This is a genomic window from Brevibacterium sp. Mu109 (assembly GCF_900169375.1).
Lineage (GTDB): Bacteria > Actinomycetota > Actinomycetes > Actinomycetales > Brevibacteriaceae > Brevibacterium > Brevibacterium yomogidense_A.
Window position 1 is genome coordinate 178,725 of the sequence record NZ_FXZF01000003.1, and the last position, 14,322, is coordinate 193,046.

Annotated in this window: 14 protein-coding genes and 1 other RNA gene; 8 read left to right on the forward strand and 7 right to left on the reverse strand. The window is 69.4% G+C overall.

What is annotated here, in order from left to right:
- Positions 1 to 37 precede the first annotated feature (37 nt).
- Positions 38 to 883, forward strand: a complete 846-nt coding sequence (locus tag BSP109_RS03120; protein ID WP_101599368.1) for a Nif3-like dinuclear metal center hexameric protein — start codon at positions 38 to 40, stop codon at positions 881 to 883.
- A 1-nt stretch (position 884) separates the two neighbouring features.
- Entirely contained in the window at positions 885 to 1,616 is a 732-nt protein-coding gene (locus BSP109_RS03125; protein WP_101599343.1) for a zinc ribbon domain-containing protein, read from the forward strand.
- A 55-nt stretch (positions 1,617 to 1,671) separates the two neighbouring features.
- Here BSP109_RS03125 and BSP109_RS03130 read toward each other — a convergent pair whose 3' ends face one another.
- Positions 1,672 to 2,436, reverse strand: a complete 765-nt coding sequence (locus tag BSP109_RS03130; protein ID WP_101599344.1) for a YaaA family protein — start codon at positions 2,434 to 2,436, stop codon at positions 1,672 to 1,674.
- Positions 2,384 to 3,439 (reverse strand): SDR family oxidoreductase, encoded by a 1,056-nt coding sequence (locus BSP109_RS03135; RefSeq protein ID WP_257944531.1) that lies wholly within the window; start codon positions 3,437 to 3,439, stop codon positions 2,384 to 2,386. The genes BSP109_RS03130 and BSP109_RS03135 overlap by 53 nt, the downstream gene beginning before the upstream one ends.
- Before the next feature lie 199 nt (positions 3,440 to 3,638).
- Between BSP109_RS03135 and rnpB the strand changes: the two genes are divergently transcribed.
- An RNA gene (gene rnpB / locus BSP109_RS03140) (RNase P RNA component class A) lies at positions 3,639 to 4,033 on the forward strand.
- 23 nt (positions 4,034 to 4,056) lie between these two features.
- Here rnpB and BSP109_RS03145 read toward each other — a convergent pair.
- Together BSP109_RS03145 and BSP109_RS03150 are read right to left on the reverse strand one after the other, a co-directional pair.
- Complete coding sequence (locus BSP109_RS03145) at positions 4,057 to 4,362, reverse strand: hypothetical protein (RefSeq protein ID WP_101599346.1); 306 nt, start codon at positions 4,360 to 4,362, stop codon at positions 4,057 to 4,059.
- A 39-nt stretch (positions 4,363 to 4,401) separates the two neighbouring features.
- Entirely contained in the window at positions 4,402 to 4,983 is a 582-nt protein-coding gene (locus tag BSP109_RS03150) for an oxygenase MpaB family protein (RefSeq protein ID WP_101599347.1), read from the reverse strand.
- A gap of 311 nt (positions 4,984 to 5,294) precedes the next feature.
- On the opposite strand from BSP109_RS03150, the gene BSP109_RS03155 reads away from it, so the two are divergent.
- On the forward strand, positions 5,295 to 5,534 hold the full coding sequence (locus tag BSP109_RS03155; RefSeq protein ID WP_257944532.1) for an iron chaperone: 240 nt from the start codon (positions 5,295 to 5,297) through the stop codon (positions 5,532 to 5,534).
- 4 nt (positions 5,535 to 5,538) lie between these two features.
- On the opposite strand, the gene ppgK is transcribed toward BSP109_RS03155, so the two are convergent.
- Positions 5,539 to 6,381, reverse strand: coding sequence for a polyphosphate--glucose phosphotransferase (gene ppgK, locus BSP109_RS03160; RefSeq protein ID WP_101599348.1), 843 nt, complete (start codon positions 6,379 to 6,381; stop codon positions 5,539 to 5,541).
- A 63-nt stretch (positions 6,382 to 6,444) separates the two neighbouring features.
- Entirely contained in the window at positions 6,445 to 7,359 is a 915-nt protein-coding gene (gene map, locus BSP109_RS03165) for a type I methionyl aminopeptidase (RefSeq protein ID WP_101599349.1), read from the reverse strand.
- Between the two features lie 153 nt (positions 7,360 to 7,512).
- Here map and BSP109_RS03170 point away from each other — a divergent pair, with 153 nt between their 5' ends.
- Entirely contained in the window at positions 7,513 to 8,226 is a 714-nt protein-coding gene (locus tag BSP109_RS03170; protein ID WP_101599350.1) for a FadR/GntR family transcriptional regulator, read from the forward strand.
- A gap of 94 nt (positions 8,227 to 8,320) precedes the next feature.
- Here BSP109_RS03170 and ald read toward each other — a convergent pair whose 3' ends face one another.
- Positions 8,321 to 9,439, reverse strand: coding sequence for an alanine dehydrogenase (gene ald / locus BSP109_RS03175; protein WP_101599369.1), 1,119 nt, complete (start codon positions 9,437 to 9,439; stop codon positions 8,321 to 8,323).
- Positions 9,440 to 9,607: 168 nt separating this feature from the next.
- On the opposite strand from ald, the gene BSP109_RS03180 reads away from it, so the two are divergent.
- From BSP109_RS03180 to BSP109_RS03190, 3 genes are all read left to right on the forward strand, one after another.
- Entirely contained in the window at positions 9,608 to 9,802 is a 195-nt protein-coding gene (locus BSP109_RS03180; protein WP_087005775.1) for a hypothetical protein, read from the forward strand.
- 13 nt (positions 9,803 to 9,815) lie between these two features.
- Positions 9,816 to 11,153 (forward strand): glutamine synthetase family protein, encoded by a 1,338-nt coding sequence (locus BSP109_RS03185; RefSeq protein ID WP_087005944.1) that lies wholly within the window; start codon positions 9,816 to 9,818, stop codon positions 11,151 to 11,153.
- Between the two features lie 65 nt (positions 11,154 to 11,218).
- Positions 11,219 to 14,281: a bifunctional [glutamine synthetase] adenylyltransferase/[glutamine synthetase]-adenylyl-L-tyrosine phosphorylase gene (locus tag BSP109_RS03190; protein WP_257944533.1), complete on the forward strand. Its 3,063-nt coding sequence runs from the start codon at positions 11,219 to 11,221 to the stop codon at positions 14,279 to 14,281.
- The last annotated feature ends 41 nt before the right edge of the window (positions 14,282 to 14,322 follow it).

The following is a 14,322-nucleotide window of genomic DNA, read 5'->3' on the forward strand; positions in this document are numbered from 1 at the left end:
CACTCACGTCCGAGTCGTGGTCGACTACGGTGGAGTCATGGTCGAACCCACGCTCGCGCAGGTGCGCGCACTCATCGATGAACTGTGGCCGGAGGCGTACGCGGAGGCGTGGGATTCCGTCGGGCTGACCGCAGGCGATCCGACTGAGCGGGTGACGTCCGTCCTGCTGGCGGTCGACCCGGTGGACGACGTCATCGCGGAGGCCGAGGAGACCGGTGCAGACGTTCTCCTCACCCACCATCCCCTCCTGCTGAGGGGGATCACCTCGGTCGCCTCCGACACTCTCAAGGGCGGACAGCTCACACGCCTCGTCCGTGCCGGGATCGCACACATCGCGGCTCACACGAATGCGGACTCCCAGCTGGGAGGCGTCTCCGACGCGCTCATCGACGCACTCGAGGTGCCCGTTGAGGGTCCGCTCGTGCAGACGGCCGGAGCACCGGACGGGGTGGGCATCGGACGCTGGGGCGATCGTGCGCCCACGACGGTGCGCGCACTGGCTCAGACGCTCGCCGAGGTCCTGCCCGCCACCGTGACCGGTGTGCGGATCGCAGGCGACCCCGACGCCGAGGTCCGCCGCATCGCTGTCTGCGGCGGTGCGGGCGACGGCCTCTTCGATTCCGTCAGAGAGGTGGGCGCGGACGTCTACGTCACCTCCGACCTCCGTCACCACCCCGCGACCGAGGCCCGGGACACCGCGCATCGCGGCGCAGGCCTCCCGCACCTCATCGACATCTCTCATTGGGCCGCGGAATCGCTGTGGCTCGACCGGGCGGCCGAACTGCTGGGAACGGTGGCGGCCCAGCGCGGCTGGGACCTGAGCGTCAGGGTCTCCACCCGACGCACCGACGCGTGGACGCTGCGGATCGGACAGGAGGACTGACATGGCCGACGGACACCTCACCCAAGAGCAGACAGCCGCGCTGCGCGAGTGGATCGAGGAGGGCTCGCACCTGCGCACGCTGCACCACGAGGCGAAGCAGACTGAACGCCTCGAGGCGCTGCGCGCTCGTGCCGGTGAGCACGGTGAGCTGCAGAACGAGCGCACTCGTCTCGCCGCGGTGCACGCCGAGCAGGAGAAGGCAGCCCGCGACGCGGAGAACAGCGCCGATGACGTGCGTGAGCGTGTGACGCGCACGGAGACGCGACTCAACGACGGCACAGGACTCACCTCGCGGGACCTCATGGGACTGCAGGATGAGATCGCGAGCCTGCGCGAACGCATCGACCTCATCGAGGGCGAGCAGGTCGAAGCGCTCGAAGCGGCGGAGGAGACAGCCTCGCAGCTGGCGGACACGACTGCGAAAGCGGAGGAGGTCGCGGCCCGCGGACGCGAACTGCAGGCAGAGCGCGCGAGCGAGGGCGAGCGCCTCACCGGTGAGATCGCGGAGGTCGAGAAGATCCGTGCGTCACTGCTCGAGCGGATTCCCGCTGATCTGCACGGTCGTCTCCGGGCGGAGGGCTCGTATCCGGCTGCCGCTGTCGTGACCGCAGGCTCGTGCGGGGCCTGCGGAGAGCAGCTCTCCGGCATGCTCGGAGACACCTACCGGAACCTCGGTCCCGGAGGCATGCTCGACTGCGACGGCTGCGGAGCCCTCCTGCTCAAGATCGCGTGACGCCCTCCGTTCTCCGACTGGTGCGGTGAGGCGTCGGAACGTCTCCGTGCGGTGATCAGGACTCCGGCAGCACCACGGTGAGGGAGGCGGGCTTCCGACCCGCAGCGGGCGTGAGCTCGACCTCGTACCAGCCGGCTGCGGCCTCGGCGATGGCCTCCGCAGTGGACGGCAGGGCGGCAGTCGAGCGCAGAAGGCGCCCGACCAGCTCACCGCGGGTGTGCTTCGCGAAATGCGAGACGACCTTCCGGGCCCCGTCGCGCACCTGCACGACATCGATCGTGACGGTCTGGGCAGACGGTCCCGGCCACGCTGCTCGATAGTCAGCGGAACGGCAGTCGATCAGCAGCTCATCGGCGAAGGCCTCGTCGAGCACAGGCGCCAGCCGAGACTTCCACCAGGTCTTCGCCCGACCGAGCTCCGGCAGCTGTGCCCCCATCGGCAGACGGTATGCGGGGATGTGGTCATCGAGGCCGACGATGCCGAACAGGCCCGACATGACGTGGACAGCGGACCGCCTGGCCGCAGGGACCTGTGCGAGGTCCTCCGCGCCCATCGCCGCGAAGAGGACTCCGGTGTAGACCGAGCGGGCCGGTCCGGTCGGAGCACTCGCGAGACGGGTGTTCGCACCGATTTCCTCGTGCAGCGACTTCCCGACGCCCAGCAGAGTGGGCGCGTCCTCCCGCGTCGAGGTCTCGACCAGTGCATCGAGCATCTGCCGGCGCGCGTCCGTGAGCTGCGGGAACGCGAGCCCGGCGACGTCCACGGGATCACCCGAGCGGGGCGGCGTCTTGCCCTCCGATGGGGGGAGCAGGATCTTCACGGGGCATGTCCTCCTGGTGACGCCGCGGGCGGATGGTGGCCGGGGCGACCGACCACGAGGACTGTACCGGTCGGTGAGACGAGAAGGGCAATCGGGTGAGTGCGATGTGGTGCCCAAGCGGGTGCTCGTACGCAGGCTCCTCCTGTGCCAGCCCTCGAAAGAACTCCTCGAGGTGGTGTTCACCGCACCGCTGGCCGATCGCATCATGGGAGAGCCCCTCCGACAGGAACTCGGCGAGGACAGCGGTGCGGCCGCCGATTCGTCGGGCTGCCCAGACTCCTGCTGTGACTGCGGCCTGTGGGATCCGGATCATACGGCAGGGCTTCCCGACGGCAGCGGCCGCGAGCCTCCCGACCTGGTCGAAGGTGAGGACGTCCGGACCGCCCACGTCCCAGCTGCCGCTAGTGTCATCCATTTCGTCGGCGCAGAAGGCTGCGAGGTCCGCACCGTGGATGGGAGCGATTCGGGTCTCCCTTCGGGGCGGCAGGAGCACGAATCCGGACCGAGCCATCGACAGGAACTCTCCCATGTCGGAGAAGTATGCGGACGGGTTCACGACCTGGTGTGCGATCGATGATCGGATCAGTGCCTCGGTGAAGGCCGCCTTCGATCGCATGATCAGGGATCGGCGGGCCTCTGCGTGCATGACGTTGACGAAGAGAAAGGAACGGGCCGACGCACGTTCTGCTTCTTCCAAGAGGCGCAGGTTGGCACCATAGTCGACGTCCCAGGGGCTGGCTCGCTGGCGCGTGACGCCGAGGGCAGAGCACACTCGATCTGCTCCCTCGCAGACGCCGGCGACGAACTGGGGTGACGTGACATCGCCTTCGCGCCATTCTGCGACGCGCCCCTGTAACGACGGAGCTCCGAAGGCTCCGGGCTGTTCGGCGCGGGTGCGCGATCTGACGATCGCACGGACCCGGTATCCGCGGTCGGACAGTTCGCGCACGAGGTACCGACCGACGAACCCGGTCGCCCCCGCCACGACGACCAGCTCAGTCACGGCGACTCCTCTCATGCCCGACCCGTCTGACGTCGACTCACCGCACGCTCACGGCGCCGACGATTCTGTCCTCGCAGTGTGGTGCATCGTTCCTGTGAGCCACAAGGGACAGCGCGGGGTCGCGGGATTGCAGCGCGGGGGCGGCCCCGGGCCAGCGCGACGGAGGGCGGCGACGAGGCGGTAGGATGTGCCGTCGAGGGCAGGTCGCTGGACGGCCGCGGCTCAGCAGTGGCGAAAGCCGCTGGGCTGAGGAACGTCCGGGCTCCGCAGAGCAGGGTGGTGGCCAACAGCCACCCGGGGTGACCCGCGGGAAAGTGCAACAGAGAGCAGACCGCCCGGACCGGGAGCGATCCTGGGACGGGTAAGGGTGAAACGGTGGTGTAAGAGACCACCAGTGCTGCAGGTGACTGCGGCAGCTATGCAAACCCCACCCGGAGCAAGATCGGACAGACGGCGTTCGAGGGCTGCTCGCCCGAAGCCGTCGGGTGGATCGCTCGAGGCCGCTGGTGACAGCGGTCCCAGATAGATGGTCGTCGCGTGCACCGGGGTGACCGGGTGCACGAACAGAACCCGGCGTACAGGCGGCCTGCCCTTCCCACTAGCCTCGGCTGACGTGCCTACGCGGCATGTGACGGGGCTCTCTCATACGCGGGGCGTCCGTCCTCGGTCGCTTCGAGCAGCTGTCCGAGGATCGCCTCGTTCGTCGCGATCTCCTTCTCGAGGGCGACCGGCAGCTGCTTCAGGAACTCGAATCTCTGTGCGACGAGCGGCACCTGCAGCGCCTCCGACACCTGGATGGATCGGCGCGGGACGTTGAGCCAGTCGGCCATCTCATCGCCGTGGATGATGCGGATCTGCGCCTCGGTGCGTTCGCGCAGCGGCTCCTCCGGCAGCTGCAGGACGACCGCCAGCTGCTGTGCCACCGCGACGTGAGGGCGTTGACCAGCGATCGCGAGCCCTCATCAGGCTTCCCGGCCACTGCTGCGATGGCCTGCACCCATCTGCTCGGACGATTCATGGTCGTCGAGGCCGGACCGCACGTCATCGGGGATCCCGAGCAGGCCGCCGATCGTCTGCCAGAAGTAGTAGACGTCTCGGACCTCTTCGACACTGAGCTCATAGCCCATCTTCTGGAGCCCGCGGTAGGGGACGTAGGTGAAGTCGAACCATGTGCGGAGCATGTCGATCGCATTGATCGGCGTGCCGTACTCGTCTGTGCCGCCACCGTGGCTGAGGTGCTGTGCGCGGGAATACGCGTGCATCGCTCGCACCATCCCGGTGTGCTCGAATCCGCCGTGGCCGGGCTGGAGCGCATCGCGGAAGTACAGGTGGTAGCTCCAGTTCCGGGTGTCAGTGAGTCTGCGCAGCGCACCGTCGACCAGCCGACCGGTCCGGACGAGCACTGAGGAGATCGCCGGGCTCGCGTAGGTATTGGACAGCGATCCCGGACCGAGCGCGACCGAATGGGCGAGCACTGGGATGGCCAGGTAGATCCTGCGACTGCGGTCCATCCGCTCCCAATCGACGCCGACCAGCGCGGGCATCGCCGAAACGTGCTGCGAACGCGCCTCTGTCGCTGCGTCCGCGAGGCCACTGCAGGTTGTCCATGGTCACTCCTTCGGAACCAGGTTATACGCGTGTTCAGTGGGCGCCAGTCTAGCGCACGGACCGTGGGGACTAGTCTGAGGAAGGAACGAGCCAAGAGCCGGACCACCGCGAAGAATCGGGAGCGACTTCCATGACGACGATCGACGACCACGACGCGTATATAGCCGCGGCACCCGAATCCTTCCAGCCTTCCCTCAGGCAGCTCCGCACGGTTCTGAGACGCACCCTGCCGGACGCGGAGTAGATCGTGGCCTACAACATGCCGGGGTTCAGGATCGGCGGCACCATCGTCGCGGGCTATGCGGCGTTCAGCAAGCAGTGCGGGCTGTACGTCTCTGCGGGCGCAATCAGCGCACACGCCGAGGACATCGCGGTCGCCGGACTCAAGGCGACGAAGACCGGAGTCACATTCTCGCCACGCAGACCGATCCCGGACGACCTCGTCGAACGGCTGGCGCTGGCGTCGCGGAAGGATGCAGAGGCCTGAAAGGTCAGCCGACCTTCCGACGCACCTTCATCTTGCCCTTGTTGTGGCCCAGCAGGCCCGCGCCCACGATGCCCGCATTGTTCAGCAGCTCGGCTGCGCGAATCGGCGTCTCCACGTCGATGTCCGACAGGAAGTCCGCAGCGCGCTTCGAGATGCCGCCGCCCACGATGAAGAGGTCCGGCCAGAACAGCCGCTCGAGTTCGCGGTAGTAGACGGTCAGTCGCCTGCACCACTCCTGCATGTCGTACCCGTCGCGGCGCATCGCCGCGACCGACGTGCGCGTCTCCGCCGCGACCCCGTCGACCGTGAGGTGGCCGAGCTCCGTGTACGGGAACAGCCTGCCTCCCGCGAAGAGCGCTGTGCCGATCCCGGTTCCCAGCGTCGTCATCATGACGGTGTCCTTGCGGTGGTCCCGGCCCGCTCCGTACGTCATCTCCGCGAGCCCCGCGGCGTCCGCGTCATTCGCCATATGGACCTTCGCCCCGAGTGCGTCACTCAGCGCGTCGACGATCGGGAACCCGTCGAACGCGTCGTCGAGGTTGCCCGTGAACTGCACAGTGCCCTGCTTGATGACTCCGGGGAACGCGCAGCCGATCGGCAGCCTCTCGACGTGGCCGGCCGTGGGGAGAAGCCCTGCTTCCTCCGACTGCTCGCCCAGTGTGCTGACGACCGACGCGACCGTCGCGATGACCGCCTGCGGGGTCGCCGGCTGCGGAGTGTCCTCGCGGACACGGCTCCCCAGCATCGTCCCGGTCGCCACGTCGACCAGTCCGGCCTTCGTCCCGGTGCCGCCGATGTCGATGCCGATGGCCAGTCGTGACGTCGTGAGGGTCTCGCGCTGTGACATGGGTGAACGCCTTTCGAGTCCGGGCGGCATGCGCCGCGCGGGGACGAGCGGGATGTGCGGTGTTCAGGCGGGGGATCCGGGCCCGTCGGCGATCGCCGCGCCGGGGGAGGGGAGCGTCAGGATGTCGGCGCCCGTGTCCGTGACGACGAGCGTGTGCTCGAACTGCGCGGAGCGCTTGCGGTCCGCAGTCACGATGGTCCAGTCATCGTCCCACTGCTCCCACTTCTCCGTCCCCAGATTGAGCATCGGCTCGATCGTGAAGACCATGCCGGGCTCGATGACCTCACTGTGGTTCGGCGCCGCATCGTAGTGCGGGACGATGAGGCCGGAATGGAATTCGCGTCCGACGCCGTGCCCGGTGAAGTCGCGCACGACTCCGTAGCCGAACCGCTGGGCGTACTTCTCGATGACCCGTCCGATCACATTGATCTGACGGCCCGGCTTCACCGCGCGGATCCCGCGCATCGTCGCCTCGTACGTGCGCTGGACGAGCAGCCGGGACTCCTCGTCGACGTCGCCCACGAGGAACGTGAAGTTCGTGTCGCCGTGGACGCCGTCCTTGAACGCCGTGATGTCGACATTGACGATGTCTCCGTCCGCCAGCACCGTGGAATCGGGGATGCCGTGGCAGATGCACTCGTTGACCGACGTGCACGTCGACTTGGGGAACGCCCGGTACCCCAGCGTCGACGGGTACGAATCGTGGGCGACGAGGTAGTCGTGGGCCACCGCGTCGATGTCGTCCGTGGTGATTCCCGGACGGATCATCCGGCCGATGGCCTCCAGCGCGTCTGCGGCGATGCGTCCCGCAGCCCGGATCCGCTCGACTTCTTCGGGGGAGTGGAGGTCGCCGCCGCGGCCCTCGTCCGGCACGTCTCGCCCGACGTACTCAGGTCGCGGGATGGAGGCGGGGACGACGCGGTGCGGCGACAGGCGGCCGGCGGTGAGAGTGCCCAGGGGCGCAGTGGATCCATTCATGATGCGGCCAGTCTAGCGAGCGCGCGGAAGACTTCGGATGAGGGCCCGCGCGGGTGTGCCGGCGACGACGCGCAGACCTATATCCTGGACGCGGCGAGCGCATCGGATGCACGGAGCGGCTCGTCTCACGGAGCGCGCAGCGGGAGGTGGAGGATGGGACTGCAGGCGGACGCGTCCTTCGCCGATCTCTCCGACGTCGTCTCCGCCGCGTCGACCCCCGGCCAGATCGCGGACCACATCATGGCGTCGATCGCCGCCGGCGCCCTTCCGGAGGGCACGCGCCTGCCTGCCGAGCGCGACCTCGCAGACGCACTCGCCGTCTCCCGCTCGAGCGTGCGTGCCGCACTCTCCACGCTGGAGCGCGCGGGCTTCGTCGTCCGTCGCCGAGGCCGCGGCGGCGGAACCTTCATCTCCCGTGTCGAGGCCGGCCGGGTCGATGTCTACGCGGATCGGCTCACGGAGTTCCGGCGGGCCCGCCGTGATCTGCTCGACGCCCGCGCGATCATCCAGAACCGCGTCGCCGCTGCCGCCGCAGACCGGCGGCCGGACGACTCCGTGGCACAGCTGCGCAGCCGTGCGCTCGACTATGAACACGCCACGACGGCCGCCGAGGCCCGCACGGCCGACGCGCGACTGCATCACGCGATCGCCCTGGCCGCCGGCAATCCGCACCTGGTGGAGATCGCCCAGGAGCTGGACCGGAAGATCAATGCGGGCTTCCGCCACGACCCCTTCTCGGACTCGCTGTTCGCCCGCGCCTGCGCGGACCACACCGCGATCGTCGATGCGATCGCCGCAGGCCGGGCGGAGGATGCCGGCCAGCTGTGCGAGGCGCACTTCCGCAGCACGACGATGTCCGGCTCCTGAGGCCGACGAGGGCCGGCCCCCGGGGAGGGGCCGGCCCTCCTCGTCGGCCGTCGCGACGGTGATCGCGCGCTGACGGGAACGGGAGTCGGACGCGTCAGCCCGCCAGGGCCTCGGCGACGTCCTGGTGGTCCATGCCGAAGGCCTGGGCCACGGGAGCGTTCGTGAGGCGGCACGCGGCCGCATTGAGCCCGCGACCCAGCGCGACGTCGGCTCCGAGGGCCTCCTTCCAGCCCTTGTCCGCGATGCGCCCGATGTACGGCAGCGTCGCGTTCGTCAGTGCTCGCGTCGCCGTGACCGGAGCGGCCCCGGGCATGTTCGCGACGCAGTAGTAGAGGGTGTCGTGCACCGCGAAGGTCGGGTCATCGTGCGTGGTGGGCCGCGATCCCTCGAAGCAGCCGCCCTGGTCGATCGCGATGTCGACGAGCACGCTGCCGCGGCCCATGCCGGCGACCATGTCGTCGGTGACCAGCTTGGGGGCACGGCTGCCCGGGATGAGCACGGAACCGATGACGAGGTCCGAGCGCTTCACGGATTCGGCGATGTCCAGGGGCGTCGACATCTTCGTCTGGAGCCGACCGTCGAAGACCTCGTCGAGGTAGCGCAGTCGGGGCAGATTCACATCGAAGATCTCCACGTGCGCACCCATGCCGACCGCGGCGCGCGCGGCAGAGGCACCTGCGGCGCCTGCGCCGATCACGGTCACATGGGCGCGATCCACTCCCGGGACTCCCGGCAGCAGCACGCCGCGACCGCCGGCGGGGCTCAGCAGGTGGTGCGCACCCTCCTGGACGGACAGACGACCGGCGATCTCGCTCATCGGGGCGAGCAGGGGCAGCCCTCCGCCGTCGGGCTGCACCGTCTCATACGCGATCGCGGTCGTGCCCGCGGAGAGGATCGCCTGGGTGAGGGATTCGTCCGCGGCGAGGTGGAGGTACGTGAAGAGGATCAGATCGTCGCGGAGGAAGCCGTGCTCTTCGGGGAGCGGCTCCTTCACCTTCACGACCATGTCGGCCCTGCCCCAGATCTCTGCGGCGTCCTCGATGATGCGCGCGCCCGCGGCGGCATACGCCTCGTCGTCGAAGTGCGCGCCCAGTCCGGCACCGGACTGCACCGCGACCTCGTGGCCGCGACCCGTGAGGTCGTGGACCCCGGCCGGCGTGAGCGCGACGCGGCGCTCGGCGCTCTTGATCTCCGTGGGAACGCTGATGCGCATGGTGTGCTGTCCTCCATCGTCGGCTGTGACGATCCGAGCGTAGACGCTCAAAGGTGTGCGCACCAAACCTTTTGTGCTCGGACGACATGCTCCGTTGGCCCCGACCCGCGACGATCGCGGCGGTAGGCTGGACGCACGATTCGCATGACCACCCGCGAGGAGGCACCCATGGCTGACACCCCGACGCCCGAGCACTACTGGTTCAACACGAAGTCCGGGCAGGTGGAGAAGGGCCCGCAGAGCAGCTGGGAGAACCGGATGGGCCCCTACGACACGGAGGCGGAGGCACGCAGCGCGCTCGACACGGCGGCATCCAAGTCTGCGCAGTGGGAGCGCGAGGACGCGAAGTGGGAGGACAGCTGAGCCGATGGCGACGATGAGCAAGCAGCAGGACTTCGTCCTCAAGACGGTCGAGGACCGCGACGTCCGCTTCATCCGACTCTGGTTCCCGGACGTGCTGGGCCGGCTGAAGTCGGTGGCGATCGTGCCCGCGGAGCTCGAGGGGGCATTCGGCGAGGGGATCGGATTCGACGGCTCGTCGGTCGAGGGCTTCTCGCGGGTCTACGAGGCGGACATGGTGCTGAGGCCGGATCCGTCGACGTTCTCGCTGCTGCCGTGGCGGGGTGAGACCGAGCCCACGGCGCGGATGATCTGCGACATCCATTCGCCCGACGGCGGGCCCGCACCGGCGGATCCGCGCAACGTGCTCAAGCGGAGTCTGGCGCGCGCCGCGGACGCGGGCTTCACGTTCTACGTCCACCCGGAGATCGAGTTCTACCTCTTCCAGTCCGGCGAGCTGGGCGGCTCCGCCCCCGTCCCCGTCGACACCGCGGGGTACTTCGACCATGTGAACGGAGGAACGGCGAACGACTTCCGCAGGGAGGCGGTGCAGACCCTCGAGACGATGGGGATCAGCGTCGAGTTCTCCCACCATGAGGCGGGGCCCGGTCAGAATGAGATCGATCTGCGCTACGCGGACGCGCTCACGATGGCGGACAACGTCATGACCTTCCGCGCGATGGTCAAGGAGGTCGCCGTGGAGCAGGGCGTGTACGCCTCCTTCATGCCGAAGCCGCTCGCCGGTGAGCCCGGCAACGGCATGCACACCCATGTCTCCCTCTTCGAGGGGGAGACGAACGCCTTCTACGCGCCGGGCGCGGAGTACCAGCTGTCCTCGATCGGACGGCATTTCGTGGCCGGACTGCTGCACTACGCACCGGAGATCACCGCGGTGACGAACCAGTACGTGAACTCGTACAAGCGGCTGTGGACGGGGCACGAGGCTCCCAGCTACATCTGCTGGGGGCACCGCAACCGGTCTGCGCTCATCCGGGTGCCGCAGTACAAGTCCGGGAAGGAATCGTCGGCGCGGGTCGAGTACCGCGGACTCGACTCCGCGGCGAACCCGTACCTCGCGTACGCGCTCATGCTCGCCGCCGGTCTCCAGGGGATCGAGGACGAGCTCCCGCTCCCCGAGGAGGCGGAGGACAACGTCTGGAGGCTCACGGACGCGGAGCGCCGCGCCCTGGGCATCCGCTCGCTGCCGCAGAGCCTCGACCACGCGATCTCCCTCATGGAGGACAGCGAACTGGTCGCCACGACGCTGGGCGAGGAGGTGTTCGACTTCTTCCTCCGCAACAAGCGGCAGGAGTGGGCGAGCTACCGCGACCAGGTGACGCCCTTCGAGCTCGAGCGGCTCTTCGGCTCGCTGTGACGATGACTCGACGGGGGAGGAGCAGCGACCCGTCCCGGTCGAGCTCACGCAGGCGGCCCAGCAGGGTGCTGCGGTTCCTCGGCGAGGTCGATGAGCAGCTGGGGACGACGCTCGCAGACGATTCCGCCGTGCGAGCGCTTTTCGCGGCCGCCGTCGATCCGGATGCGGCGGCGCTGGGGCTGCTGCGCATCGTCGAAGCGGCGGATGCGTGCGATGACGCAGGGCTCCTCGACGCACTGCGCGAGGAATCCGCGTCCCCGTCGACCGGCCTCCTGCAGCGGATCGTGACCGTCGCCGGCGCGTCCGAGGCGCTCACGGACCACCTCGTGCGTCACCCGGCGTCGGCGCTCGGCCTGCGGGGAGAGGGGCCGCTGCTCCTCGATTCTCCCGGCGCGGGTGCCGAAGCACTGCGGGATCTGCTGCTCCACGCCGTGGGCGCAGACTCCGATCGGGACGTCGCATCCCCCGTCGCGACGCGCACGGGACAGGAGGGAGTGGACGCGCTGCGCCGCGCGTACCGCGACGAAGTGCTGCACCTGGTCGCTGACGACCTGGGGTCAGCCGAGCCCGCTCGCGTCGTCGACGAGGTGTGCCGCATCCTGTCCGACCTGGCGGGTGCGGCGGTCGAAGCGGCGCTGGCGATCGCACGCGCGGAGCTGGATCCCCACGTGCGGGTGCGGATGGCGGTCATCGCGATGGGCAAGTGCGGTGCACGCGAACTCAACTACGTGTCGGACGTGGACGTGGTCTACGTCCACGCGCCGGGCGAAGACGCACCCGTTGACGCGGCCGCTCCGGACGACGACGGGGTGAAGGCCGCAGAGGACATGGTCGCGCGGATCACAGAGATCGTCGGTGCGGCGGGTCAGGAGCCCGCGCTCTGGGAGCTCGATGCCGCACTCCGCCCGGAGGGGAAGTCGGGCCGACTCCTGCGCACCGTCGACGAGTTCGACGCCTACTACTCGGACGTCGCGGAGTCGTGGGAGTTCCAGGCCCTGCTGAAGTCCCGTCACCTGGCCGGCGACGTGTTCCTGGGCAGGGAGTGGGCGGATCGGATGCGGCCCCATGTCTGGTCGGCCAGCCAGCGCGACGGGTTCGTCGAAGGCGTCCGCGCGATGCGGCGCAGGGTCGTCTCCCTGCTGCCCACCCAGCAGGCGGACGCGCAGATCAAGCTGGGCCGCGGCGGCCTGCGCGACGTGGAGTTCTCCGCACAGCTCCTCCAGCTGGTCCACGGCGGTGTGGACGAATCGATCCGCGCTCCCGCCACCCTCCTGGCCCTGTCGCGGCTGGGTGAGCGCGGCTACATCGCACGGTCCGACGCGCGGGGCCTGGACGAGTGCTATCGGTTCCTCCGGGTGGTGGAGCACCGCCTTCAGATCCCGCGGCTGCTGCGCACCGCGGTGATCCCGCAGCTGGAGGACCGCAGGAGGAGGCTCGCCCGCGCAGTGTACTCCACGGGGGATCGGACCACCGCGCGCCTGGACCGTGCGCTGGCGGACGTCCGTCGCCGGGTGCGCTCGTACCACGAGCAGATCTTCTACCGCCCCATCCTCGACGCAGCGAGCTCCGACACCGTGCTGACCTCGCTCACCGCCGCGGATGCGCGGGATCGGCTGTCCGCATTCGGCTACCGGGATCCGAAGGCAGCGCTCACCCACATCCAGGCGGCGACGTCGGGAGTGAGCCGTGCGGCCGTGATCCACCGGCAGGTCCTGCCGGCGATGCTGGACTGGCTCGCAGAGGGGGTGAACCCCGACGCGGGACTCCTGGCGTTCCGTCGTCTGGGCGAGAGTCTGAGGGACTCGAGCTGGTACCTGAGGCTGCTGCGCGATTCGGGATCAGCGGTGCATTCGCTGGCGGCCGTGCTGTCCGCATCCTCCTATGCCACGAGTCTCCTCCAGCATGTGCCGAACGCCGTCGCGTGGATCGACGACGACTCCGCGCTGGCACCCCGTCCGCGGGAGTCGATCGCCCGTGAAGCACGGACGCTGCTGGCGCGCCACGGCGCCCGGGCGCTGCAGCCGCTGCGTGCGCTGCACGGCAGGGAGGTCCTGCGGACCGCGCTCACCGACGTGCTCGAGCAGCCGGGGGTGGACGAGACCGCCGCGGCGCTGTCGCGCAATGCGGACGTCTACCTCGACGCGCTGGTCTCCGCGCTCCGCCTGTCCATGGACGGCGAGGGGGTGCCGCCCTACGAATTCGCGGTCATCGCGATGGGCCGACTGGGCGGGGCGGAGATCGGATACTTCTCCGACGCGGACGTGATGTTCGCGTACCGGCCCAGCGGGGATCCGGAGGCTTCCGGGTCCACCGGCCCCACCTCCGAGGACGCATCGACGCTCGCCGCGCACGTGAAGCGCCTGGCGCTGGCCCTGACGAAGGAGGCGTCCCGACCTGATGCGCTGCCCGGCATCCTGGTGGATTCCGATCTGCGGCCCGAAGGGCGCTCCGGGCCTCTGGTGCGCAGCCTCGAATCGTACGCTTCGTACTACGCGAAGTGGTCGGAGCCGTGGGAGGCCCAGGCGCTGCTGCGAGCACGCCCCATCGCGGGGGACGCAGCGCTCTGCGAGGACTTCGTGGCCCTGATCGACGACCTGCGCTACCCGGAATCCGTCCCGGAGCGCTCCGTGCGGCAGATGCGGAAGCTCAAGGCGCGGATGGAGGCGGAGAGGCTGCCGCGCGGCGCTGACCGTCGCACGCACCTCAAGCTGGGCAGGGGCAGTCTGAGCGACGTGGAGTGGACGGTGCAGCTGCTCCAGCTCAGCCACGGCCGCAGGGTGGAGGAACTGCGGACGACCTCGACCCTGCCGGCACTGAGCGCGGCCGTCGATGCTTCACTGATCGCAGAGACGGATGCGGACGTGCTGCGCGAGGCGTGGCTGCTGGCCTCCGGCCTGCGATCCGCTGCGATGCTGTTCCGCGGGCGCACGGCCGCGTCGCTCCCGGCGGATCTCTTCGAGCTCGAGGCCTGCGCCCGACTACTTGGATACCCCGCCGGGCAGAGCAGGGAGCTCGCAGAGGACTACCGCAGCGCCACGCGGCGTGCCCGCCGCGTGGTCGAGCGGCTCTTCTTCGGCTTCGACGGCACCGCGGACGCCGATGACCCGTGGGCGAACCGGCACGACTGAGCGGCCAGACGAAGCGGCCTGACTGAGCGGCCTGACCGAGC

Coding starts and splice junctions, on each gene's coding strand:
- BSP109_RS03170 (WP_101599350.1), top strand. CDS start 7,513: ATGGGACTGCAGGCGGACGCGTCCTTCGCCGATCTCTCCGACGTCGTC.
- BSP109_RS03125 (WP_101599343.1), top strand. CDS start 885: ATGGCCGACGGACACCTCACCCAAGAGCAGACAGCCGCGCTGCGCGAG.
- BSP109_RS03180 (WP_087005775.1), top strand. CDS start 9,608: ATGGCTGACACCCCGACGCCCGAGCACTACTGGTTCAACACGAAGTCC.
- map (WP_101599349.1), bottom strand. CDS start 7,359: ATGAATGGATCCACTGCGCCCCTGGGCACTCTCACCGCCGGCCGCCTG.
- BSP109_RS03185 (WP_087005944.1), top strand. CDS start 9,816: ATGAGCAAGCAGCAGGACTTCGTCCTCAAGACGGTCGAGGACCGCGAC.
- BSP109_RS03120 (WP_101599368.1), top strand. CDS start 38: ATGGTCGAACCCACGCTCGCGCAGGTGCGCGCACTCATCGATGAACTG.
- BSP109_RS03150 (WP_101599347.1), bottom strand. CDS start 4,983: ATGCCCGCGCTGGTCGGCGTCGATTGGGAGCGGATGGACCGCAGTCGC.
- ppgK (WP_101599348.1), bottom strand. CDS start 6,381: ATGTCACAGCGCGAGACCCTCACGACGTCACGACTGGCCATCGGCATC.
- ald (WP_101599369.1), bottom strand. CDS start 9,439: ATGCGCATCAGCGTTCCCACGGAGATCAAGAGCGCCGAGCGCCGCGTC.